We start from the raw sequence: 23930 nt of genomic DNA on the forward strand, positions 1-23930 counted from the left end.
TCATGCCGTCAGACAAAGCAGGCATAATACCGCGCCTTCGCTCGCGAAGTGCTTCTACCTCTTAGCCGGTCGCCCCCTTGAACGAACGTCAGCTGCACACCGCCTTACGCCCCTCGGCCTGTCCGGGGTTGCTGCGTATCGTCCAGGCATCGGACGGCGGTATTTGCCGGATCAAGTTGAATGGCGGGTCGATCAGCGCTGCCCAGGCTATGGCTGTGGCCGAGGCCGCCGAGCGTTATGCCGGTGGAGTGATTGAGGCGACCAACCGCGCCAATCTGCAAATTCGCGGAATCGGTAGTGAGCGCCGGCCCTTGATCGACAGCCTGCTGGCCGCCGGGTTGGGCCCAAAGACGGCTGCCGGCGATGATGTACGCAACCTGATGCTCAGCCCCGGTGCCGGCATCGATCGGCACATGCTGTTCGATACTCGTCCGCTGGCCGAGCAGATCCTCGCCACCTTGCAAAGCCATGAGCGTTTCCATCAGCTGTCGGCCAAGTTTGCCGTGCAACTGGATGGCGGCGAGGCGCTGGCGATGCTCGAACATCCGCATGACCTCTGGTTGAGCGCGGTTGAACGCAATGGTGAGCAATGGCTGGCGTTTGGCCTGGCGGGTTGTCCCACGGATACACCGGCAGGGGCGGTGTTGCGCAATGACGGTCACACCTTGGTGGTGGCGGTGCTGGAGCTGTTTCTCGATCTGGCGCGGCCGGATCAGACCCGCATGCGGCAGGTGCTGGCCGAGCGTTCGCTGGCGTCGGTAGTGCAGGCCTTGGCCGAGCGTGTGCCGTTGACCCCGATCAGTGACTGGCAGCGTCCCGAGTCGCGCCCAGGGTTGCACATCGGTATTTATCCACAGCGCCAGGAAGACTTGGTCTATGTCGGCGCTGTCCCGCCTCTGGGGCGGCTGGATGCTTCGATGCTCAAAGGCGCGGCGTCTCTGGCCGAGGCGTTTGGGGATGGCAGCCTGCGGTTGACCCCTTGGCAAAGCCTGCTGCTGCCGAACATTCGCCCGCAGGATGCCCCGGCGCTCAGTGAGGGAATGCAGGCCCTGGGTTTTCTGGTGAGTGCCGATCAAGCTTTGGCCCATCTGGTGGCCTGCACTGGATCGGCCGGGTGCGGCAAAGGTCTGGCAGATACAAAGGGTGATGCCCTGCAATTGTCCACACAGCTGCAAAGTCGTGGCGACCGAGTTCAAGTTCACCTGTCCGGCTGCCCGCGCTCCTGTGCCTCCGCGCACATCGCGCCGGTCACCTTGCTGGCAGTCAGCCCCGGTCATTACGACCTCTATTTTCGCGATGCAGGGCAGCCGGGTTTCGGCGCCCTGCAAGTACGCAACCTCACTATTGAAGCGGCCGGCGCAGCGCTTGATGCCCGCCCACGGAGCCCACTTGATGCTTGATTACATCCGCGACGGTCAGGAGATCTATCGCAACTCCTTCGCGATCATTCGCGCCGAGGCCAACCTCGCCCGGATTCCGGCCGATCTGGAAAAACTCGCGGTGCGGGTGATTCACGCCTGCGGCATGGTCGATGCGATCGACGGTCTGCAATTCTCCGAAGGCGCGGGCAAGGCCGGGCGCGATGCGCTGGCCGCCGGTGCAGCGATTCTGTGTGATGCGCGGATGGTCTCAGAAGGCGTGACCCGGGCGCGGTTGCCGGCGAACAATCCGGTGATTTGCACCCTGCGTGACGAGAGCGTTCCGGAGCTGGCCCGCGAACTCGGCAACACCCGTTCGGCAGCGGCTCTGGAGCTGTGGCGTCCGCATCTGGAAGGCAGCGTGGTGGTAATTGGCAACGCCCCGACCGCGTTGTTCTACTTGCTGGAAATGCTCGATGCCGGCGCGCCAAAACCGGCGTTGATTCTCGGCTTCCCGGTGGGCTTCGTCGGTGCCGCCGAGTCCAAGGCAATGCTTGCGGCTGACAGCCGTGGCGTGCCGTTTGTGATCATGCAAGGTCGGTTGGGCGGCAGCGCCATGGCCGCCGCAGCGGTCAATGCCCTCGCCACGGAGATTGAATGATGCAGCAACCTGGACGTTTGATCGGCCTTGGCGTGGGGCCTGGTGATCCGGAACTGATTACGGTCAAGGCCTTGCGCCTGTTGCGCGAGTCGCCGGTGGTGGCGTACTTCGTCGCCAAGGGCAAAAAAGGCAATGCGTTCGGCATCATCGAAGCGCATTTGCAGGGCGCGCAGACGTTGCTGCCGCTGGTTTACCCGGTGACCACCGAGACCTTGGCGCCGCCGCTGTCCTACGAGCAAGTGATCAGCGACTTCTACGATGCGGCCGGCGAACAGCTCGCCGCGCACCTGGATGCCGGGCGTGACGTGGCGGTGATTTGCGAAGGCGATCCGTTCTTCTACGGCTCCTATATGTATTTGCATGATCGTCTGGCCGAACGTTACGAGGCTGAAGTGGTGCCGGGCGTCTGCTCGATGCTTGGCGGTGCTTCGGTGCTGGGCGCGCCGCTGGTGTATCGCAATCAAAGCCTGTCGGTGTTGTCCGGGGTGCTACCGCACGAAGAACTCAAGCGTCGTTTGGCCGATGCCGACGCGGCTGTGGTGATGAAGTTGGGGCGCAACTTTCCGAAGGTGCGTCAGGTGCTGGAAGAACTCGGTCTGGCAGAGCGTGCGTTGTACGTTGAGCGCGCCACCATGGCCAATCAGAAAATCGTGCCGCTGGATCAGGTCGAGCCGATGTCCTCGCCGTATTTTTCGTTGATCATCGTTCCCGGCGAAAGGTGGCAAGGCTGATGACTCGTTCAGTTCCGGCGATTGTCATTCTTGGCAATGGCAGCCTCGCGACCGCACGCAAGATCCAACAGCTATACCCCGGCGCCTTGATCCACGGCCTGGCCGAACGGGTCGACGGCGCGGACCGCGTTTACCACGAGTTCGGCGCGACGCTGCGCCAGCTCTATCAACATGACACACCGATCATTGCTTTGTGTGCCGCCGGTATCGTCATTCGCACGCTGGCGCCATTGCTCCTGGAAAAAGGCGCTGAGCCGCCGGTGCTGGCTGTCGCCGAGGATGGCAGCGCGGTCGTGCCGCTGTTGGGCGGTCTGGGCGGGGTGAACGTGCTGGCCCGCGAGATAGCTGACGGTTTGGGCGTGGCTGCGGCGATCACCACCAGCGGTGAGTTGCGCTTCGGCACTTGCTTGCTCAATCCGCCAAGTGGCTATGCGTTGGGCGATCTGGAACTGGGCAAGCGCTTCGTTTCGGATTTGCTGGCCGGTGAGAGCGTACGTATCGAAGGCGCTGCCCCGTGGCTGGATCAAGCGCAGTTGCCGCAGGATCCGCAAGCGCATCTGGCGATTCATATTGGTAGCGCCGAACGCGCACCTGCGGGCAATGAATTACGGATCTACCCGCAAAACGTTCTGGTCGCGGTGAGCGCCGACGTCGCAGATCTGCCGAACGCGATACGCGATGCCTTGCATCAGGCGAAAATTGCTGTGCAATCGGTCGCCTGCGTGTTGGCCAGCGATCAGCAGATGGCGAGCCCGGCGTTGCGTGAAGCGGCGCGGGAGCTGGGTGTGCCACTGCGTTTTGCGACGGCTGCCGGGAGTCTCGGTGAACTGGCGCACAATGCGCTCGCAGAGCCGGTCAGCGTCTGTGAGGTTAACGGAATCACCATCGCGATGGCTGAGCAACCGCTTGACCCGTTGCAGATTGGTCGTGCTCGTGGCCGTTTGGCGGTCATCGGTCTTGGGCCTGGCGCTGCCGAACTGATGGTGCCGGCGGTCAAGGCGGAACTGACTCGTGCCAACGACGTGCTCGGTTATGAAACCTACGTGCGCATGGCCGGGCCGTTCCGTGCCGATCAAGTGTTGCACTGCACCGACAACCGCGAGGAGATGCAGCGCGCGCGCCACGCATTCGAACTGGCCGCCCAAGGCCGTTCAGTGGTGGTCGTCTCATCCGGTGACCCAGGCGTATTTGCCATGGCAGCGGCGGTGCTCGAAGCGCTGCACGAATCTACCGATACGAGCTGGCACAGCGTCGATCTGGAAATCCTGCCGGGTGTCTCCGCTTCATTGGCGACCGCCGCTCAAGCGGGTGCACCCTTGGGGCATGACTTCTGCGTGATGTCTTTATCGGACAACCTGAAACCCTGGACGATCATCGAGAAGCGTCTGGACCTGGCGGCAGAGGCTGACCTGGCCCTGGCCTTCTACAACCCGATCTCGCGTTCGCGTCCGTGGCAATTGGGCCGTGCGCTGGAAATCGTCGCCCGGCATCGCACGCCGGAAACGCCGGTGGTGCTGGGGCGGGATATCGGTCGTCCGGGCCAGACGCTGCGGGTCACGACCCTCGGGCAGTTGACCCCTGATCAGGTTGATATGCGGACCATGGTGCTGATTGGTTCATCCACCACCTGCGTGTTCCCGCGCGCTGAAGGTGGTGAGTGGGTTTATACGCCACGCTGGTATTCAACCAAGCCGGTCTCCTGAATAGCGGCGACCTCACGCCGAGGTCGCTTGCGTTTTAACAGTGGTTTTCACAACTAACACCGCTAATAAATAGCGCACTTTTATGTGCTCTGGCTATGGCTTGCTGTTGGAGCTGCATGGAGGTTGGTAACTATTGGAATAAGTTGCTTCTGTGAATGCGTTTGACGATTGAAGTCGAGTACCTTAGTTTTGTTTCTGTCGCATGGAGCGGCGAGTATTTACTAAGGATGTTCATATGGGAAACGAAATAATTAATGTTGCGGATGTCCCTTTCTCTGAGGCTGTGCAGGATAAATACTTTGAGCGAATCGACGCTCAGTTAGCTGAAGTTTTCGCGCGTCCCCGACTCAGGATGTTTGCCAAGAGCGGCAGTGTTTCGCTGAATGGTGCTGCGCAGGGAATTGATGCGTCGGTCGTCGGTCCATCCCTTGTGGTATTTGAGGAACGGCTTAGCGAAGATGATAAGCAGGATGCACTGGATAGCCAGGCTTTTGCCGAAGCCGTCGTCAGAAAACTGCCTGTCGAAACCTCGCAAGAACAGCGATACATGGCTTATAACGAAGCCTTGTCGGCGATTGGCTGGGTCACAGAAAGCTACACGTATAAGAAGTATGACTCCAAAAAGCTGACGCTGAGCATGAACGAAGCATTGCTGCAAGTGCTTGAGACTGTCATCAGTGCGGGCTCTGGAAATGTATTGAGCCTGGTAGCGTCGGGCTTTGACAAGCTCAAGGGCGATAAGGCAGCGCTGAAAATCGTGGACGCCGGAAGCAAGGAAAGTTCGGTTGTCAGCTTCAAAGCAGTTCCTTGTATTGTTGCCCCTGGTGGTGGTATGGCAATGGTCATGGGCGGCCTGGATGTGTTCAGTAAAGACTACGATGGCGAATTTCTGTTTTTTACTTTCAAGACAGAGGGGGTTCACCTTTTTCAAGCGGCAGGCATTAGAAAGTTTAATAAGCGTGCGTTTGATCGAAAGCGTCAGCAGGTTCATAACTACATTAACCAGTTCGGTGATGATCTGTTTAAAAAGATTGCAGGCTAGTAAAGCCGAAAGAGGCTTTCAATAGGGGGTGGTTTATTTAGCGTGGATGAACGGGGTGTTCAATATGTCAGTGCTTGCTGATGCTGTAGTGGTGGGTAGCTGCGTGTTATCCTTTGCGTCCGAGGTTTGCCCGCAGGACCAACAGGATATACAGGACTGTTTGCTGTATGCGGAACTGGCAGCGACTGATAAATACCCAGGGCAAGTATCAAAAAAAGTCTGGTTCGATTATTACCAGGGGCGGTTGTTGAAGGCTGGCTTCACACTCAAAACTATCGTCCCCTCTGAGCCGTTGAGGGTGTCGAATGTCAATCAACTGCTGAGCGTCAGCCATACCATCATCGGCCGCTTGGGGGTGGAACGTTTAGGTCAGCTTGTTGAGGAAACTTACGCGGCGTTGAGGCTGGACGAGTTTGCCTGGAACTTCTTTCGCGGCAACGTCGCGAACAGTGGGTCGGGTATTCTCAAATGTGCACCTTGCGAACGTCTTGATTCCGGCGACGTGGTCGTCTGCCTGTACGGATTGCGCTATAGCACCAACGTGATTGAGGATGACTTCTTTTTCTGGAGTGAGTTCGGCAAAGAAGTGGTCATCATCCCGGATGGCGGCGTTTTTGCTTTCAATCGGGAGGTGTTTGAAAACTACCGTGGACGGGTTCACGAGAAAATCGACGCTTACTCAGACAAGATCCTGGTGAGGAAACTGAAGCTCTGAGTCGTTTGGTTTGATCAACATTGGCAAGGCCTTGTGCTTTAACAACAAGGCCTTGTTTTTCGATGGGCAATCTCGTGATGAACGACGAACTAAGGCACCAGATACCCTTTGACCCCGGTAAAGATAATCTGCGCTGCCAGTGCACACACAAACAACCCCATCAACCGGCTGACAATCTGCAAACCCTGGTCACCGAGAATCCGTTCGATACGGTTGGACAGGTACAGCACCACGCCGACGGTCAGGCTGGCCATGGCGATGCTGAGGATGGCGGTGAGTTTGTCGTCCCAGTGCGGCTGGCTGACGCCCATCACCAGCAAGGCCCCGATGGTGCCGGGGCCGACAGTGAGCGGAATGGTCAGCGGGACGATGGTCACGTCTTGCTGCACGTTGTCGGTCTGGACCGCTGACTTGCCCTGAGCCATGCCCAGTGCCGAAATGAACAGCACACTGCCGGCGCCAATGCGGAAGGCGTCTACGGTGATGCCGAACACGCTGAAAATCACCCGCCCGAACAAATACAACAGCACGCTGGAAACCAGGGTCGCGAGGGCGACATTCCAGGCCAGTCGACGTTGTTCCTTGCGCGAATAACCGCGGGTCAGGCTGATGAAGCAGGACAACACGAAGAAGGGGCTGTAGAGCACCAGCATCTTCAGGTAAACACTGAACAACACGTGGAGCATGGGGCAAGCTCACTGGCGAGGGAAGTCGAGGAGGAGTCTATCAGGCGCTGCGGGGTCTGTCGGCTCAGGACGTTTGAGCCGTTGCCTGATTCTGCTGATCGCGCTGCGCGACCCAATGCTCGATCAGTTCGCGCAGTTGTGAAAGCTCGACGGGCTTGGCCATATGGCCATCCATGCCGGCCTGGCGTGCGCGTTCTTTGTGTTCGGCCAGGATGTGTGCGGTAAGTGCTACTACCGGTGTGCGAGTTCGCTGGTTGCCGACCTCCCAGGCACGCAATTGCTGGGTGGCGGAGAAGCCATCGAGGATTGGCATTTCGCAGTCCATCAACACCAGGTCGTAGCGCTGGGCCTTCATCGCCTTCAAGGCTTCTTCACCATTGCAGGCGGTGTCCGGCTGAAGGTTGAGCTTGCCGAGCATGCCGCGAATCACTTTGGTTGAAATGCTGTTGTCTTCGGCCACCAGAATGCGGAAATCGCTCGGCACCTTGACCGCCGCAGGCGCGCCGCTCGGCAGTTGCTGCGAGACCGCCAGGCCTTTGCTGCGTTGGCTCAGTTCGTCCGCCAGCGTGGTCTTGAGGGTGTAGCCGGCCACGGGCTTGGCGAGGATGCGTTTGATCCCGGCATTGCGTGCGATGACCTTGCTCGGCGCGTTGCTGATGCCGGTGAGCATGATCAGCAGAATGTCGTGATTCAGGCTCGGGTCTTCCTTGATCTTCGCCGCCAGTTGCATGCCGGTCATGCCGGGCATGTTCTGGTCGAGCAGGACCACGTCGAAGTAGTCACGCAGGTGCGCCTTGGTGCGCAGCAGGGCGAGGGCTTCCTTGCCGGAAGGTACGGCGCTGACGTTCAGCCCCCAGGCGCTGCATTGCTGCACCAGGACTTTTCGGCAGGTGTCATTGTCATCCACCACCAGCACCCGTGCGCCTTGCAGCGGGCCATCGAGATCGGAGGTCGGGTGTTCGAGGCGCTCGGGGTCCAGCGGCAAGGTCAGCCACAGTGTGCTGCCCTGATTGCTGCCGCTCTTGATGCCGAACTCCCCGTGCATCAGCAGAATCAATTGGCGGGCGATTACCAGCCCCAGGTTACCGCCCAGGCGGGTGGCGGAAAGGAAGTTCTTGCTGTGCAGTTCGGCATGCAGCAGGGCTTCTCGTTCTTCGGCATCCATGGGTTGCCCGCTGTCTTGCACGGCAATGCGCAGGCGTGGTTTGTGGCTGCGTTCGTCAAGGGCAACGACGATCAGGATTTCGCCTTCGTCGGTTTTCTTCAGGGCGTTTTCCAGCAGGCTCAGCAGTGTCTGGCGCAGACGCGTCGGGTCGCCGCTGATCACGCGAGGGACCTGTGGCTGGATGAAGCTGATCAGCTCGACGTTCTGTTGTTCGGCCTTGGCGCGGAAGATGCTCAGGCAGTCTTCGATCAGTGCGTTGAGGTCGAACTGCACATCGTCGAGTTCGATTTGTCCGGACTCGAGCTTGGAGATGTCGAGGATTTCGTTGATCAACGTCAGCAGTTCATTGCCGGCGCTATGGATGGTTTGTACGTAGTCGCGTTGTTTGACCGACAGCGGGGTGCCCAACAGAAGTTCGGTCATGCCCAGCACGCCATTCATCGGGGTGCGGATTTCGTGGCTGATCTTTGCCAGGAATTCGGCTTTGGCATTGATCTCGGCATTACTTGCTGCCAGGTCACGGCTGACGCTGAAGCGGTCTTCGGTGATGCTGCGCTGGCGTTCGCTCAAGGCGATGCTCATCAGCACGCCGCAGATGCAGATGAAGGCCATCAAGGTCATGATCAGGCCTTGCGGTGCAACCAGGGTCAGCCCCAGCAGCGCCGGCAGAATGATCAGCGTGCCGACGTTGAACACCACCATCGCAGCCACGAACAGGCGTGCCGGCCGATAACCCTTTTGCCAGTGATAGGCGCTGACAAAGAGCATGCTCAGGCCCGCCAGGGCCACCAGCGCATAGGTGATGATGTTCAGCGGCAGGGTGTCGACGAACAGCAACAGCAGGCTGCACAGGACAATGAACAGGATGTCCCCCAGCAGCAATTTGTTTAGCGGATGTGGGCCCAGCGGGGCAAAGAAGCGGTAGGCGAACATCAGGCCGCAAGGGGCTGTCAGCAGTAGCGCCAGGTAGGCGCCGGGTGTTTGCACGGCATGCCAGTCGGGAAGCCATGGTCCAGCCAGGTTCAACAACAGCACCAGGCTGAGCAGTAACAGTCCCTCGCACGCTGCCAGCCAGACGCTGCTGCGCGAGCGGCTATAGCCGTAGCGCGTGAGGTTGTACAGGATCAGCATCGCGATGCAGCCAAAAAACAGGCCATAGATCAGCGTCTGGTTCTGGTTCGCCGCCACCATCACTGCAGATTGCAGGGTGATATAGGGGCGCAACTCGTGTTCGGAAACCAGTCGCAGATAGACGTCGAGGGGTTTGTCGCTTTGTGGAAGCGGCAACATGAAGTCGCTGCTGGGGAGTGGTCGCTCGCTCTGCGGTTGCTCGTTGCCGCTGGTCAATTGCTCGACCAGCGTGTCGCCATCCAGAACGTAGAGGTTCAGGTGCGACAAATCGGGGGCGAAGATGCGCAGCAGTTGTTCGTGTTTGCCGGGACTGAGCTTGAAACGCAGCCACAACGCGCCACTGGGTTCGGCGGCGGTGATCTGGTCGAGTTCAATCGGGCTGAATTGGTTGGTGTAGCGAGCCGAGCGGATATCGCTCAGTTGCAGGTCTGCCTGTTCGTCGAGCAATACCGCCCAGCCACTGCCTTGCGCGGCCTGCGCCGGGAGCATGCAGAGCAGGGTCAGCAGAGTGACGGTGAAGCCTATGGCAATCCTGAGCCAGCGCACGGCGAAATCCCTTCGTAGGTTGATTCCAGATTATAACTATGCGCGGCGCCGGAATAGTACGGCAAGGGCCATGGGCCCCTGCCTAGCCGAATGGATAGCTTATTCCTGATTTTCGCCACGCTCACGGGCAATGGCGCGGTAGCCAATGTCCTTGCGGTAGAAACAGCCTTCCCAGTTGATTTTGGCGGTCAGCTTGTAGGCCTGCTGCTGGGCGGCATCGACGCTTGCGCCCATGGCGGTGGCGCAAAGTACCCGACCACCGGCCGTCACAACCTTGCCGTCCTTGAGTGCGGTACCGGCGTGGAAGACTTTACCTTCCAGCGCAGCGGCGGCATCCAGGCCTTCGATCACGGCGCCCTTGGCGTAATCGCCCGGGTAGCCGCCAGCAGCCAGTACGATACCGACGCTTGGACGTGGATCCCACTGAGCTTCGACCTTGTCCAGTGCCTGTGCCAGCGCCGCTTCGACCAGCAATACCAGGCTCGACTGCAGGCGCAGCATTACCGGTTGGGTCTCGGGGTCGCCGAAACGGCAGTTGAACTCGATGACTTTCGGGTTGCCGGCTTTGTCGATCATCAGACCAGCATAGAGGAAGCCGGTGTAGACGTTGCCTTCTTCGGCCATGCCACGCACGGTTGGCCAGATCACCAGGTCCATGACGCGCTGGTGAACTTCGCTGGTGACCACCGGGGCAGGGGAGTAGGCACCCATGCCGCCCGTGTTCGGGCCGGTGTCGGCGTCGCCAACACGTTTGTGGTCCTGGCTGGTGGCCATCGGCAGCACGTTCTTGCCGTCGACCATGACGATGAAGCTGGCTTCTTCGCCATCGAGGAACTCTTCGATGACCACGCGCGAACCGGCGTCGCCGAATGCGTTGCCGGCGAGCATGTCGCGTACGGCGTCTTCGGCTTCGCTCAGGGTCATGGCGACGATCACGCCTTTACCGGCTGCCAGGCCGTCGGCCTTGATCACGATCGGCGCACCTTTTTCACGCAGATAAGCCAGGGCAGGCTCGATCTCGGTGAAATTCTGGTAGTCGGCCGTCGGGATCTTGTGGCGAGCCAGGAAGTCCTTGGTGAATGCCTTGGAACCTTCCAGCTGGGCGGCGCCAGCGGTTGGGCCGAAGCAGTCCAGGCCGCGTTTGCGGAACAGATCGACTACGCCTGCGACCAGCGGGACTTCCGGACCGACGATGGTCAGGGAGACGTTTTTCTCGGCAAAGTCGGCCAACTGCTCAAGGGCCAGCACGTCGATAGCGACGTTCTCGCACTTGGCTTCAATGGCAGTGCCGGCGTTGCCCGGGGCTACGAAGACTTTCTGTACGCGCGGATCCTGAGCGACTTTCCAGGCCAGGGCGTGTTCACGGCCACCGCTGCCAATGATCAAAACATTCATTTCAAAAACCTCGGATGACGCTAATTCTGTGGGGCAGCCTCGGCTGCCCGCCTATCGGCGTACGACATCTGCCGTCACGCCGTACCTGTAGGAGCAAGGCTTGCCCGCGATGGCATCACCTTGGTCTCGCTGATGCACCGCAGTGAACCCATCGCGAGCAAGCTTTGCTCCCACAAGAGCAATAATCAGTGACGGAAGTGGCGCATGCCGGTGAATACCATGGCGATGCCGGCCTCGTCTGCGGCAGCAATCACTTCGTTGTCACGCATCGAGCCGCCTGGTTGAATCACGGCGGTGATGCCAACCTTGGCGGCGTTGTCGATGCCGTCGCGGAACGGGAAGAACGCGTCCGAGGCCATGACCGCGCCCTGCACTTGCAGGCCAGCATGTTCAGCTTTGATGGCGGCGATGCGCGCAGAGTTCACGCGGCTCATCTGGCCAGCGCCGACACCGATGGTCTGACGGTTCTTGGCGTAGACGATGGCATTGGATTTGACGTACTTGGCGACTTTCCAGGCGAAGATCAGGTCGTTGATCTCTTGCTCGGTCGGTGCGCGCTTGGTCACAACCTTCAGGTCTTCGCTGCCGATCATGCCGATGTCGCGGCTCTGTACCAGCAAACCGCCATTGACGCGCTTGTAGTCCCAGGCCGGGGCACGATCAGCCGACCATTGGCCGCACGCCAGCAAGCGAACGTTGGCCTTGGCGGCAACGATGGCGCGAGCTTCTTCGCTGACCGACGGGGCGATGATCACTTCGACGAACTGACGCTCGACGATGGCCTTGGCAGTTTCGGCGTCCAGTTCGCGGTTGAACGCGATGATGCCGCCGAAAGCCGATTCGGTGTCGGTGGCGTAAGCCAGTTCGTACGCCTGGCGGATACCGCCTTCAGCGTCCGGGCTCACGGCAACGCCGCACGGGTTGGCGTGCTTGACGATCACGCAGGCCGGTTTGACGAAGCTCTTCACGCATTCCAGTGCAGCGTCGGTGTCGGCCACGTTGTTGTACGACAGTTCTTTGCCTTGCAGTTGGGTCGCGGTAGCGATGCCGACTTCGGCGGGCTTGGCTTCAACGTAGAACGCCGCGCTCTGGTGCGGGTTCTCGCCATAGCGCATTTCCTGAGCCTTGATGAACTGGCTGTTGAAGGTGCGCGGGAACTCGCTGCGACCTTCGGTGGTGAGGGTTTCAGCAGCCTGGTTCACGGTGCCCATGTAGTTGGCGATCATGCCGTCATAGGCCGCGGTGTGTTCGAAGGCCTTGAGCATCAGGTCGAAACGCTGAGCGTAGGTCAGGCCACCGGCCTTGAGGTTTTCCAGCACGCTGGCGTAATCGCTGGCGTTCACCACAATGGCCACGTCTTTGTGGTTCTTGGCCGCGGAGCGGACCATGGTCGGGCCCCCGATATCGATGTTCTCGATGGCGGTCGGCAGGTCGCAACCTGGCTTGTTGATGGTGGCTTCGAACGGGTAGAGGTTAACGGCGACCAGATCGATCGGCTTGATGCCGTGCTCGTTCATGATCGCGTCGTCGATACCGCGACGACCGAGGATCCCGCCATGGATTTTCGGGTGCAGGGTTTTCACCCGACCGTCCATCATTTCTGCGAAACCGGTGTAATCCGCGACTTCCACAGCGGCTACGCCATTGTCCTGCAGCAGCTTGAACGTCCCGCCGGTGGAGAGGATCTCGACGCCGAGGGCTTCGAGTTCCTTGGCGAATTCGAGGATCCCGGTCTTGTCGGAAACGCTGATCAAGGCGCGGCGGATCGGCAGGCGGGTGGTCTGGTCGGTCATCTCAATTTCCATCAAAAGCAAAGGAAGTCAGCAAAAAAGGCGACCGGTTTTACGCGGGCGCCTTTCTGGTTTGATTGAATGCTTACAGCAAATCGTACTGCTTGAGTTTCTTGCGCAAGGTGCCGCGGTTCAGTCCCAGCAGCTCACTGGCCTTGGTCTGATTGCCCTTGACGTAGTTCATCACGCTTTCGAGCAGGGGAGCCTCGACTTCGGAGAGCACCAGGTTGTACACATCCGTGACGGCAGCGCCTTCAAGGTGGGCGAAATAATTGTGCAGCGCCTTCTCGACACTCCCGCGAAGGGTCTGGCCTTCTTCGCTCGGTGTATTGAGGTGCTGTTTCAAATTTACGTTGTCGCTCACGGGTGCTGTTCCACTCACTAAAGTCTCGGTCATCATCGTCATGCGGCCACCCCTTCTCCGTCCCCTGTCAGGCTCTTGTAGCGCTCGGCGAAAAACTCCCGAACGTTGGCGCATTGTGTTTCCGTACCATCCAAACGATTGAAGTGGGCGCGAAACTCCCTGGCGCCCGGCAGGGTTGCGAGATACCAGCCGACATGCTTGCGGGCGATGCGTACGCCCATGACATCTCCATAGAAAGCATGGAGCGCGGCCAGATGCTCAAGCAGAATACGTTCCACCTCGATCAATTCCGGTGCCGGGAGTTTTTCGCCGGTACGCAGATAATGCTCGATCTCACGAAAAATCCATGGCCGCCCCTGGGCAGCCCGGCCTATCAGCAGGCCATCGGCACCGGTCGCGTCAAGCACGTGCCGGGCCTTCTCGGGCGAGTCGATATCGCCATTGGCGAAGACCGGAATCGACACCGCCTGCTTGATCGCGGCAATGGTGTCGTACTCGGCTTCACCGGTGTACAGATCGGCACGGGTCCGGCCATGCACCGCCAGTGCCGTAATGCCTGCCTGTTCGGCGATCTTCGCCACCGTCAGACCATTCTTGTTCGCCCGGTCCCAGCCCGTGCGGATCTTCAGCGTGACCGGCACATCAACCGCCGCCACGACGGCGTGCAGGATCTCGGTCACCAATTCTTCATCTTTCAGTAACGCGGAGCCGGCGGCCTTGTTGCAGACCTTCTTGGCCGGACATCCCATGTTGATATCAATAATCTGGGCGCCCAACTCGACGTTGGCGCGTGCTGCCTCCGCCAGCATCTGTGCATCGCCACCGGCGATCTGTACCGAGCGTGGCTCGGGATCGCCTTCGTGGACCATACGCAGACGCGATTTGCGGGTGTTCCACAAACTCATGTCGCTGGTGACCATTTCCGAGACTACAAGCCCTGCGCCCAGTCGTTTGCACAGCTGACGAAAGGGCTGGTCGGTGACTCCCGCCATCGGGGCGAGAATCAAGCCGTTGTGCAATGTATATGGGCCGATGCGTACCGCCGACATAGGACTTCCCTGTTGTGGGGTCGGATCATGAGAGTTCGAAAAAGGGTTGGCATGATACCCGCTCTCGATGACTGGATAAAGGCTGAATTGGATAAAATCTGAACAGTTATTCTGTTATTGCCATCAGTTTGGTTCGAGGCGCCGGGAGTCGGAAAATTGCCGTCAACGGCGCGAGACTCGGCGCCGAGTGAAGCGATTCACTCGGGCGAGTGGAAGCTCAGGCTGTAGTTCACGGCTTTTGGGCCGGGATCGAGGATGTCCAGGGCAATATGGATCGGTGTTTGCGGTGGCATTTCTGCGAGGTCCGCGAGGTCGCCATTGAGGTACTCGCCCGGTTTGAAGCGGCGGCTGGCGATCAGATGGCCATTGAGGTCGGCAAAGCGCAGTTCCAGCAATGGGAACGGCTGCGAGAACGACGCGCGGTTGTAGATGATCGCGTCGACTATCAGCGCGCCGTTGAAGTCCGGGTGGCTACGCACCACCAGATTGCTGCTTTTGATTTTCGCGATGTCGACTTTGGACGGCACGCTGCAGCCAATCTGCGGGCACAGTTGCTGGAACCAGGGGCGGTATTGATCCTGACGGGCCAGTTCGTCGAAGTGATAGGCGATGTACTGGCCGGCAAGGGCTGCTGCGCCCAGCAGGACCATCAGGCTCCAAAAGAGCCGGCGACCCCAGGGTGAGCGGCGTTTTTGCCAGTCGAGTTGCAGCGGGTCGTCGATCAGGTCCTGCAGCACCTCGTCATGCATGGCTGGTTCGTTGCGCGTGCGCTTCTTGCGTACGGGCTCGGCTTCAGGGGGGGCGTCGTCGAGGTCGTCATCGGTCGCGGACAGGCGTTCGTGTTTCGCTGCGGGCTCTGGCGTTTCGAACGGCTGGTCCAGGCGCAGCTGCGGTGCCTCTGGCTCATCGTCCAGGTCGACCAGCTCGAGCGACAGCGAGGGTTCGGTGCGCGAGGGTTTTTCCGGCTCGTCGGCGATGTCTGCCGATCGATGGTTCTCGGCCGGTGCGTGTGTGTTTTCGCTGGCCATCGCGCGTTCGGCGGCTGAATCGCTGAACAGGCTGTCGGACCAAGGCTCTTCACCTTCGGGCGTATCCCGACGGGCGCTCAGCGAGTCTTCCTTGTGCTTGCGCTCATGATGGCCGAACTCTTTGGTCGGCTGGATTTCCCGTTGTTCGAGCTTGGCGAGTTCTTCGTCAAGGTCGAGGCTGTCCAGATCCAGTTCGGCGGCTGTCCACTGCTTCTGGCTGATGGCCCGTTGCGTGGGCGGCTCAACCGGTGGCGGGGTCGTGAGGGCGATAGCTTCCTTGCCCATGCGTTGCTCGAGCAACTGCCGTGCAGCATTGAACACTTGCAGGCAAGAGCCGCAGCGAACCACTCCGCGGGCGACGCTCAATTGGGCGTGGCTGACGCGGAAACTGGTCTGGCAATGCGGGCACTGGGTGACGAAGCTATCGGTCATGCGGCTATCCGGAGTATGCAGGCGCTCATTTTAGCGCCGACGGCCGGTGATGCGCACCCAGCCATCGCGATTGGCAATCGGGTCCAGCTCAAAGTCCTTGGCATAAGCCTCTGCGACTTCCGCGCCTTGCTCGGCGAGGATGCCCGACAGTGCCAGGCGACCGCCGGGCTTGACCAGGCTGGAAAGTTGTGGGGCCAGGGAAACCAGTGGTCCGGCGAGAATGTTGGCGACCAGTACGTCGGCCTGCACTTGCGGCAAATCTTGAGGCAGGTACAGCGGGAACAGCGCTGGGTCGATGTTGTTGCGCCCGGCGTTGTCGCGGGAGGCTTCCAGTGCCTGCACGTCGATGTCGGTGCCGACCGCTTCCTTGGCGCCCAGCAGCAGGGCAGCGATCGCGAGGATCCCCGAGCCGCAGCCGAAGTCCAGTACGTGGCAGTCCTTCAGGTCCTGGCCGTCGAGCCATTCCAGGCACAAGGCGGTGGTCGGATGGGTCCCGGTGCCGAACGCCAGGCCCGGATCGAGCAGCAGGTTGACCGCATCAGGCTCAGGCGCAGCGTGCCAGCTCGGGACGATCCACAGGCGCTGGCCGAAGCGCATTGGCTGGAAGTTGTCCATCCAGCTGCGCTCCCAGTCCTGGTCTTCAATGACTTCGCTGTGATGCTCGGGCAGCGGGCTGCCGGTCAGCAGCTCAAGGTGAGCCAGCACGCTGGCGGCTTCGGTGCCACCTTCGAACAGGGCCAGCAGATGGGTGTGCGACCACAGTGGGGTGGTGTTCAGTTCCGGCTCGAAGATCGGCTGATCTTCGGCGTCCATGAAGGTCACCGAGACGGCGCCGACTTCAAGGAAGGCGTCTTCGTAGGTTTCGGCTTGTTCTGGGCTGATGGCGAGACGGACTTGCAGCCAAGGCATGGCGGGCACCTTTGAAAAATGTAATGTGCAGCCTGGCGGGCTGCGAGAAGCGCGTAAGTTTACGCGAGAGCGGCGCAGAAGACGACCGGCTTGCCAGGGATATACCTGTGGCGAGGGAGCTTGCTCCCGCTGGAGCGCGAAGCGGTCCAAAAATGGGCGCCTCGGTTTTACCTGGGACACAACTGTTGGATGGTTTGCGGCTGCTTCGCAACCGAGCGGGAGCAAGCTCCCTCGCCACAAGGGTTCTGCATTCAGTAATCCCGGATACAACAAAGCCGCTCGAAAGCGGCTTTGTTGGTCTGGATCAAGCTTTAGTGTTGTGCAGCCAGCTTGTGTTCCAGGTAGTGGATGTTGACTCCACCTTTGCAGAAGCCTTCATCGCGGGTCAGGTCGCGGTGCAGCGGGATGTTGGTCTTGATCCCGTCGACCACGATTTCGTCCAGCGCATTGCGCATGCGCGCCATGGCTTCTTCACGGGTTGCCCCGTAAGTGATCAGTTTGCCGATCAACGAATCGTAGTTCGGCGGAACGGCGTAGCCGCTGTACAGGTGCGAATCAACCCGCACACCGTTGCCGCCCGGGGCATGGAAATGCTTGACCGTGCCTGGGCTTGGCATGAAGGTTTTCGGGTCTTCGGCGTTGATCCGGCATTCCAGCGCGTGACCGCGGATGACCACGTCATCCTGGGTGAACGACAGTGGGTTGCCGGCGGCGATGCTGAGCATCTCCTTGACGATGTCGATGCCGGTGACCATTTCCGAAACCGGGTGCTCTACCTGGACACGAGTGTTCATCTCGATGAAGTAGAAGCTGCCGTTCTCGTACAGGAACTCGAAAGTCCCGGCGCCACGGTAACCGATGTCGATGCACGCCTTGACGCAGCGAGCGAAGACTTCCTGGCGAGCCTTCTCGTCGATGCCCGGTGCCGGTGCTTCTTCGAGAACCTTCTGGTGGCGACGTTGCAGCGAGCAATCGCGGTCACCCAGATGGATAGCGTGGCCCTGGCCATCGGAAAGTACCTGAACTTCCACGTGACGTGGGTTGGTCAGGAATTTTTCCAGATAGACCATCGGGTTGCCGAACGCCGCGCCAGCTTCGGAGCGGGTCAGTTTTGCCGAGGAGATCAGGTCTTCTTCTTTGTGCACAACGCGCATGCCGCGACCACCACCGCCGCCAGCGGCTTTGATGATCACCGGGTAACCGACTTCGCGACCAATGCGCAGAGCGGTTTCTTCGTCTTCCGGCAGCGGGCCGTCGGAACCTGGAACGGTTGGTACGCCGGCAGCGATCATGGCGTGCTTGGCCGAAACCTTGTCGCCCATCAGGCGGATGGTTTCAGCTTTCGGGCCGATGAAGGCGAAGCCGGAGTTTTCTACCTGTTCGGCAAAGTCGGCGTTTTCCGCGAGGAAACCGTAGCCTGGGTGAATGGCGGTGGCGCCGGTCACTTCAGCAGCGGCGATGATCGCCGGGATGTGCAGGTAAGAGTGCGCGGCCGATGCCGGACCGATGCACACCGATTCGTCTGCCAGGCCCAGGTGCATCAGCTCCTTGTCGGCCTTGGAGTAAACGGCGACGGTCTTGATGCCCATCTCTTTGCAGGCACGCAGGATCCGCAGGGCGATTTCACCGCGGTTGGCGATCAGAACTTTTTCCAACTTCGCAGGTTTCAACATCGTTGGCTCTCCGCGGTTCAAACGATGGTGAACAGCGGTTGGTCGTACTCAACCGGCTGGCCGTCTTCGACGAGGATGGATTCGATCACACCGCTGGTTTCAGCTTCGATGTGGTTCATCATCTTCATGGCTTCGACGATGCACAGGGTGTCGCCTTTCTTGACGCTCTGGCCAACTTCAACGAAGGACGGCGAGGACGGCGAAGACTTGCGATAGAAGGTGCCAACCATTGGCGAACGGGCAACGTTGCCGTTCAGCGCTGGCGCAGCGGGAGCAGCAGGTGCAGCGGCAGCGGCAGGCGCGGCAGCAGCGACAGGTGCCGGAGCCGGAGCGTGCATTGGCGCAGGAGCGTAGTACTGCTGGGCCGGGGTTTTGCTGTGGCGGCTGATACGTACGGACTCTTCGCCTTCCTTGATCTCGAGCTCGTCGATGCCGGACTCTTCCAGCAGTTCGATCAGTTTCTTAACTTTACGGATATCCATGAATCATCAACTCCCAAGGGTCGGTCAGGGGCGTTTAACGCTTGTTGTTCAAGTCGTTGCCTGTCTTTCAAGCTGTTCTAGTGCGGCCTCCAGGGCCAGTCGATAACCGCTGGCGCCAAGGCCGCAGATCACTCCCACCGCAACGTCGGAGAAGTAAGAGTGATGGCGGAAAGGTTCGCGTTTGTGCACGTTAGACAAATGCACTTCGATGAATGGGATGCTCACCGCCAGCAGCGCGTCACGTAATGCGACACTTGTATGCGTAAAAGCTGCTGGATTGATCAAAATGAAATCCACACCCTCGCCGCGAGCGGCGTGAATGCGGTCGATCAATTCATACTCGGCGTTGCTTTGCAGGTAGAGCAAATGGTGGCCGGCATTGCGCGCGCGTTGTTCCAGGTCCTGATTGATCTCGGCCAGGGTCACAGCCCCGTAGACGCCCGGTTCGCGGGTGCCGAGCAGGTTCAGGTTGGGTCCGTGCAAAACCAGTAGGGTCGCCATCGGCTGTTCCTTGTTATCCGTGTGCAGTTATCAGAACCCGGCGACTATGCCGCAAAGCGTTTGTGACTGTCCAGTTCTCTGCAATAGGCAGCACAATGACCGATGATTGCGCGATTTATGTGACCAACTGATTAAATCTGGTCATTCGCTTTAGCGACACGTTCGGCGAAGTCCCTGGCGTTGATCTCGCCAATCACCCGCACATCGCCACGTTCCTTGCCATCCTTGCCGAAAAACATCAGCGCCGGTGGTCCGAACAGCTTGTAACGATCGAGCAAGGCGCGTTGTTCAGCGTTGCTGGCGGTGATGTCGAAGCGAACCAGTCGATAACCTTTAAGGCGTTCAACGACGTTGCTGTCGTTAAGCACCTCGTGCTCGATGACTTTGCAGCTGATGCACCAGTCGGCGTACCAGTCGAGCAGCAGCGGGGTGTTGGCGGATTTTGCTTCAGCGAGCACGCGATCGAGTTCCGCCGGGGTGCTGATGGTTTGCCATTCACTCGGGTTTTGCGCTTGAGCGCTGCCAGGAGCATTGATGACTTTTGGCTGGCTGATCGGATTGAGCGGATCGGCCTGGCCGCTGAAGGCGCCGTACCAACACGCCAGCCCATAAAACACCAGGAGTATCCCGAGCAATTGACCGAGACGTTTTCGCGGCGGTTTATAGCCAAGCTCCAGCGCCCCGAGAAACAAGCCGACCCCGACCGCCAGCAGACCGACCAGCAGCAAGGTGATGGGCCCCGGCAATACCCGGCTCAGCAAACCGATTGCTAACCCCAGCAACAACACGCCAATCGCATTTTTCACGTAGATCAGCCATGGGCCGCTTTTCGGCAGCCAGGCCGCGCCGCCAGTGGCGACCAGCAACAATGGCGCGCCCATCCCCAGGCCCAGAACGAACAGCTTCAGCGCGCCGCCCAGAGCATCGCCGCTGGCGCTGATATACAGCAGTGCTCCGGCCAAAGGTGCAGATACACACGGCGAGACCAACAGGCTCGACACCACGCCGAGCACGGCCGCGCCCCACAGCGATCCCCCTTCGGTGCGACCGGCAATGCGGTCCAGGCGACTGCTGATCGCGTGGGGTAATTTCAGTTCGAACACCCCGAACATCGCTAAGGCAAACACCGCGAAGAACAAGGCAAACGGCGCCAACACCCACGCCGATTGCAGGCGTGCCTGAAGGTTGAGCTGGGCGCCGAACAGCCCCATCAGCGCGCCGAGCACGGCGAAACAGGCGGCCATTGGCAAGACGTAGGCCAGCGACAGATTAAAACCGCGCAGTCCGCCGACCTGACCGCGCAACACCACACCGGAGAGAATCGGCAGCATCGGCAGCACGCAAGGGGTAAACGTCAGGCCAAGGCCCGCCAGGAAGAACAGCGCCAGTTCGCGCCAGCTCCAGCCTGCGGCACTGGCTGGAGGGGTAATGGCTGCACCGTCGATTTTCAGGCGTTCGGTTTCCGGTGGATAACACAGGCCTTTATCGGCGCAGCCCTGGTAGGTGACGGCCAACGTGAAAGCCCGCTGATCGGCGCTGCTGCGTGGCAGGTCGACGTCGAGAATGCCGTGGTAGACCTCGACATCGCCGAAGTATTCGTCGTGCTTTTTTTCGCCTGAAGGCAGTTGCGCGGCGCCCAGGCCAATGTCGGTGGGCTCGCTGTGAAACTGGAAACGATGCCGGTAGAGGTAGTAACCCTCGGTAGCGACGAAGCGCAGCTTGATCGATTGCGGTGTGCTTTCCACCAGGCTCAGTTGAAAAGCTTCGCGCACGGGCAGGAAGTCGGCGCTGTTATTGATCGAGCCCAGGGTCGAACTGGGGCGACTGTCCAAGAGGCCGGCGGCATTCACCGGCAGGACCAGCACTAACAGCATCAGGCAGAGCAGACGGCGCATGACAATCTCGCGTATCGAAAGTGGGAGCATGATAACTGAGTGCACGATGCATGCACCTACGCCGACTCTTCGACAGCTCCCAGGGGGGCGCGTTTACTTTGTTGATTGATCGCTGGAGTGGTTGCACAAGTTGATTGTTATGGGGCTGTAGTCGGCACTATTGGTCTGTCGGAACAGCGTGTTGCTGTGATACTCATAGACTTCCTGATGGGTCGATACATTGATGACCGAGCCTTGGACATTGATCTTTATGGCTGGATCTCGGGTGACTAAAAACGGACCGGCTGTCTTGAGTTCAGACGCTATTTGTTCGTCGGATGCCAGTTCGCGATAGACATAGTATCGATAGCTGAACGGTACTGTTGCTCCGCCTCGATCATCCTTGACGCCGTAGACGAAGCCATTTTCGCCAACGGGTAGTTTGAGTACTACATCGGTCAGCACCGGGGCGCTGGGAGACATAAGCCAGGTCCAGCCGATGTAGCCCAGGCATACCGCCAGCAGGCAGGAGGTGACGATGGTATATACAGTTTTTTTAGCAGTTCCTGAAGCGGGCATACCTGACTCCTTTTTTGATCCATTCCTGATCTGCAGGATCATCGCCAAAAGGAGCCTCGCTCATCCAGCTTCCAAATTCTACTGTTGTCGTTTTTGCCTGCGTCCGGGCAAAACCGGCGGCACGTAAGTCAGTTGTGTTCGGGTCCGCAAACTTAAACCCGAAATGCCTGCACTGCCGTATGCAATTGCCCACCCAGCACCAGCAGATTCTCGCCCTGACTGCGGCCTTCACCGATACGCACCAGGTTATCCCCACCCAACTGATGAATTCGCTCGCTGTGATCGCGGATTTCACTGACGGCGCCACTTTGTTGCGCCGTTACATCGGCGATGCGCACCGCGGTGTCGGCAATGGTCTGGATCGCCCCGACGATTTTATCCAGTGCGCCGTCAGCGGCTTGTGCCTGGCTGGCGGTGGCTTCTGCGTGCTCGACCTGGGCACGCATGCCTTCTACCGATTGTCTTGCGGCCTGTTGCAGGCCGGCAATTAACGTCTGGATTTCTGCGGTAGCGCCGGCGGTGCGTTGCGCCAGCGAGCGAACCTCCTCGGCGACCACCGCAAAACCACGGCCCATTTCCCCGGCGCGGGCGGCTTCAATCGCCGCGTTCAGGGCGAGGAGGTTGGTCTGATCGGCAATCGAGCGAATCACCGTCAGTACGCCGCCGATGGTGGCCGACTCTTCGGCCAGATGCTCGATCATTTGTGCGTTGCCCTGGACTTCGCCGACCAGCGCGTGCAGGCCGGTCAGGCTCAAGCCAATGACCTTTTGCCCGTGCTCGACCGCCAGACCGGCGTGACGGCTGGCGTCGGCAGCCTGGCTGGCATCGCCGGCGACTTGCTGAATGGTCGCTTCCAGCTCACCAAGCGAGTCGCGGATCAGCGCAGTGTCGCCGGCCTGATGTTCGGCACCGCTGTGCAAGTCGCTGCTCAGTTCGGCCAATACCCGGCTGCTGCCGGCAACCTGTTCGGCGTTCAGCCGGATTGTCCCGACCAGATCCACCAGATAAGCGCGCAGGCGATTCAGCGATTCTTGAATATCGTGCAGTTCACGGTTGGTTGCGCCGAGCTGGATGTCCCGACTGAAGTCGCCTTCAGCCCAGGTCGACAGCGCTGGCGCCAAATTGGTCAGCACCCGGGCGAGGCGACGTTGCAAGGTGTCGATCAGCAGTGCGATCAGCAGGATCAGGCCGATCATTACGCCCTGCATGAGCCGCACTTCACCCTGGATTTGCCCATGCTGCGCGCGCACGGTCGGTTCCAGCCCGGCGATGGCCTGCTGCACGGCGGCAATTTTCAGGTGGGTAGCGGCGCTGAGGTCGGCGCGTTTCTGAATCTGTTCGCGGGTCCGGGTGAGTTCGGCGGGATAGCGACCGAGCAGGCTGGCAAGTTCGCGTTTGAAGCCGGTGCCGGCATCTTCGGCGGCGGTTTTTTCAGTGTTCTCCAGGCCCATCATCGCCGAGAAATCGTCGGTATTCGATTCTTTGCTGGCGGTCACGCCAAGCAGCGGCAGTGCTTCGATCAGCTCGGCCTGAGCGCGGATGCTGCTGACTTCACGCTCAACATCGGCCGCCAGTTCGCTGCGGCCACTGCTGACCAGTTTGTCCCGGGCCAGCGAGAGTTTGCCGACATGCTGCGAGGCAACGAGCAGCGGTGGAAGATAGGCGGCAGCGGCAGGCGTATTGGCGCTGGTGGCGTATTGGCTGAGTTGCTCCAGGCTGGCGCCCAGTTCGCGCTCGGCCTGGAGCAGCAAGGCTTGCGGATCACCCGCCAGTTTGCCGGCGGCCAACAGGTCGGTCTTGCTGAAGTCATCGAGGCTGGCAAGGCTCGGCCGCACGCTGTCAGCCAAGCCGGCCGGCAGTTCGTCGAGTTCTTTTTGCAGGGTTTCGATGGCCTGGCTGGCGCTGCTCAGGCGCAAGGCATCGCCGCTGGCCAGGTAATCCTCGACGTTACGCGCCACTTGATTTTGAAAGTGCTGCGACAGGCCCAGGTAGCGCTCCATCAACAGATAAGGACGCTCCAGGGCTTTTTGCGACCACCAGAGTGTGGCGCCGAGTGCGAGGCACACCGCGACTAGAAGCAGGGTATTGAGATTGGTCAGCAACTTCAGGCGCATCG

20 protein-coding genes are annotated in these 23930 nt (G+C 60.0%); 6 read left to right on the plus strand and 14 right to left on the minus strand.

All coding sequences use genetic code 11. From position 1 onward, the window contains the following. Positions 1–77 precede the first annotated feature (77 nt). The 6 genes from cobG to AABM55_RS03090 all read left to right on the plus strand — a co-directional run bounded on the left by cobG (position 78) and on the right by AABM55_RS03090 (position 6210). Positions 78–1400, plus strand: a complete 1323-nt coding sequence (cobG, locus tag AABM55_RS03065; RefSeq protein WP_347928791.1) for a precorrin-3B synthase — start codon at positions 78–80, stop codon at positions 1398–1400. Next, positions 1393–2019, plus strand: a complete 627-nt coding sequence (locus AABM55_RS03070; protein WP_054595430.1) for a precorrin-8X methylmutase — start codon at positions 1393–1395, stop codon at positions 2017–2019. Before cobG ends, AABM55_RS03070 begins: the two co-directional genes overlap by 8 nt. Continuing rightward, on the plus strand, positions 2019–2750 hold the full coding sequence (locus AABM55_RS03075) for a precorrin-2 C(20)-methyltransferase (RefSeq protein WP_103317033.1): 732 nt from the start codon (positions 2019–2021) through the stop codon (positions 2748–2750). The genes AABM55_RS03070 and AABM55_RS03075 overlap by 1 nt, the downstream gene beginning before the upstream one ends. After that, complete coding sequence (gene cobJ / locus AABM55_RS03080) at positions 2750–4453, plus strand: precorrin-3B C(17)-methyltransferase (RefSeq protein ID WP_347928792.1); 1704 nt, start codon at positions 2750–2752, stop codon at positions 4451–4453. Before AABM55_RS03075 ends, cobJ begins: the two co-directional genes overlap by 1 nt. Before the next feature lie 235 nt (positions 4454–4688). After that, positions 4689–5495 (plus strand): hypothetical protein, encoded by an 807-nt coding sequence (locus AABM55_RS03085; protein ID WP_347928793.1) that lies wholly within the window; start codon positions 4689–4691, stop codon positions 5493–5495. Between the two features lie 64 nt (positions 5496–5559). Further along, positions 5560–6210 (plus strand): hypothetical protein, encoded by a 651-nt coding sequence (locus AABM55_RS03090; protein WP_347928794.1) that lies wholly within the window; start codon positions 5560–5562, stop codon positions 6208–6210. An 89-nt stretch (positions 6211–6299) separates the two neighbouring features. Here AABM55_RS03090 and AABM55_RS03095 read toward each other — a convergent pair whose 3' ends face one another. The 14 genes from AABM55_RS03095 to AABM55_RS03160 form a co-directional block, all read right to left on the minus strand. Continuing rightward, positions 6300–6896, minus strand: coding sequence for a MarC family protein (locus tag AABM55_RS03095; RefSeq protein WP_054595433.1), 597 nt, complete (start codon positions 6894–6896; stop codon positions 6300–6302). A gap of 64 nt (positions 6897–6960) precedes the next feature. Further along, on the minus strand, positions 6961–9738 hold the full coding sequence (locus AABM55_RS03100; protein ID WP_054595434.1) for a hybrid sensor histidine kinase/response regulator: 2778 nt from the start codon (positions 9736–9738) through the stop codon (positions 6961–6963). 99 nt (positions 9739–9837) lie between these two features. Continuing rightward, positions 9838–11133: a phosphoribosylamine--glycine ligase gene (gene purD, locus AABM55_RS03105; RefSeq protein ID WP_347928795.1), complete on the minus strand. Its 1296-nt coding sequence runs from the start codon at positions 11131–11133 to the stop codon at positions 9838–9840. 185 nt (positions 11134–11318) lie between these two features. Then, positions 11319–12926 carry a bifunctional phosphoribosylaminoimidazolecarboxamide formyltransferase/IMP cyclohydrolase gene (gene purH / locus AABM55_RS03110; RefSeq protein WP_347928796.1) on the minus strand — a complete coding sequence of 536 codons (1608 nt, stop codon included), beginning with the start codon at positions 12924–12926 and terminating at the stop codon, positions 11319–11321. A gap of 82 nt (positions 12927–13008) precedes the next feature. Continuing rightward, positions 13009–13329 (minus strand): DNA-binding transcriptional regulator Fis, encoded by a 321-nt coding sequence (gene fis, locus AABM55_RS03115; protein ID WP_007921650.1) that lies wholly within the window; start codon positions 13327–13329, stop codon positions 13009–13011. Further along, positions 13326–14336: a tRNA dihydrouridine synthase DusB gene (gene dusB, locus AABM55_RS03120; RefSeq protein ID WP_054595437.1), complete on the minus strand. Its 1011-nt coding sequence runs from the start codon at positions 14334–14336 to the stop codon at positions 13326–13328. The genes fis and dusB overlap by 4 nt, the downstream gene beginning before the upstream one ends. 197 nt (positions 14337–14533) lie before the next feature. Continuing rightward, positions 14534–15796 carry a DUF3426 domain-containing protein gene (locus AABM55_RS03125; RefSeq protein ID WP_347928797.1) on the minus strand — a complete coding sequence of 421 codons (1263 nt, stop codon included), beginning with the start codon at positions 15794–15796 and terminating at the stop codon, positions 14534–14536. A 30-nt stretch (positions 15797–15826) separates the two neighbouring features. After that, complete coding sequence (gene prmA, locus AABM55_RS03130) at positions 15827–16705, minus strand: 50S ribosomal protein L11 methyltransferase (RefSeq protein WP_054595439.1); 879 nt, start codon at positions 16703–16705, stop codon at positions 15827–15829. A 311-nt stretch (positions 16706–17016) separates the two neighbouring features. Next, positions 17017–18378 carry an acetyl-CoA carboxylase biotin carboxylase subunit gene (accC, locus tag AABM55_RS03135; RefSeq protein WP_019693757.1) on the minus strand — a complete coding sequence of 454 codons (1362 nt, stop codon included), beginning with the start codon at positions 18376–18378 and terminating at the stop codon, positions 17017–17019. A gap of 17 nt (positions 18379–18395) precedes the next feature. Beyond that, complete coding sequence (accB, locus tag AABM55_RS03140) at positions 18396–18860, minus strand: acetyl-CoA carboxylase biotin carboxyl carrier protein (RefSeq protein WP_054595440.1); 465 nt, start codon at positions 18858–18860, stop codon at positions 18396–18398. A 48-nt stretch (positions 18861–18908) separates the two neighbouring features. Then, positions 18909–19361 carry a type II 3-dehydroquinate dehydratase gene (gene aroQ, locus AABM55_RS03145; protein WP_347928798.1) on the minus strand — a complete coding sequence of 151 codons (453 nt, stop codon included), beginning with the start codon at positions 19359–19361 and terminating at the stop codon, positions 18909–18911. Positions 19362–19492: 131 nt separating this feature from the next. Beyond that, on the minus strand, positions 19493–21256 hold the full coding sequence (locus AABM55_RS03150) for a protein-disulfide reductase DsbD (protein WP_347928799.1): 1764 nt from the start codon (positions 21254–21256) through the stop codon (positions 19493–19495). A gap of 93 nt (positions 21257–21349) precedes the next feature. Further along, positions 21350–21814, minus strand: a complete 465-nt coding sequence (locus AABM55_RS03155) for a hypothetical protein (protein ID WP_347928800.1) — start codon at positions 21812–21814, stop codon at positions 21350–21352. A gap of 152 nt (positions 21815–21966) precedes the next feature. Further along, entirely contained in the window at positions 21967–23928 is a 1962-nt protein-coding gene (locus tag AABM55_RS03160) for a methyl-accepting chemotaxis protein (protein WP_347928801.1), read from the minus strand. Positions 23929–23930: the final 2 nt, after the last annotated feature.

Source organism: Pseudomonas helvetica (assembly GCF_039908645.1).
Taxonomy (GTDB): Bacteria; Pseudomonadota; Gammaproteobacteria; order Pseudomonadales; family Pseudomonadaceae; genus Aquipseudomonas; species Aquipseudomonas helvetica.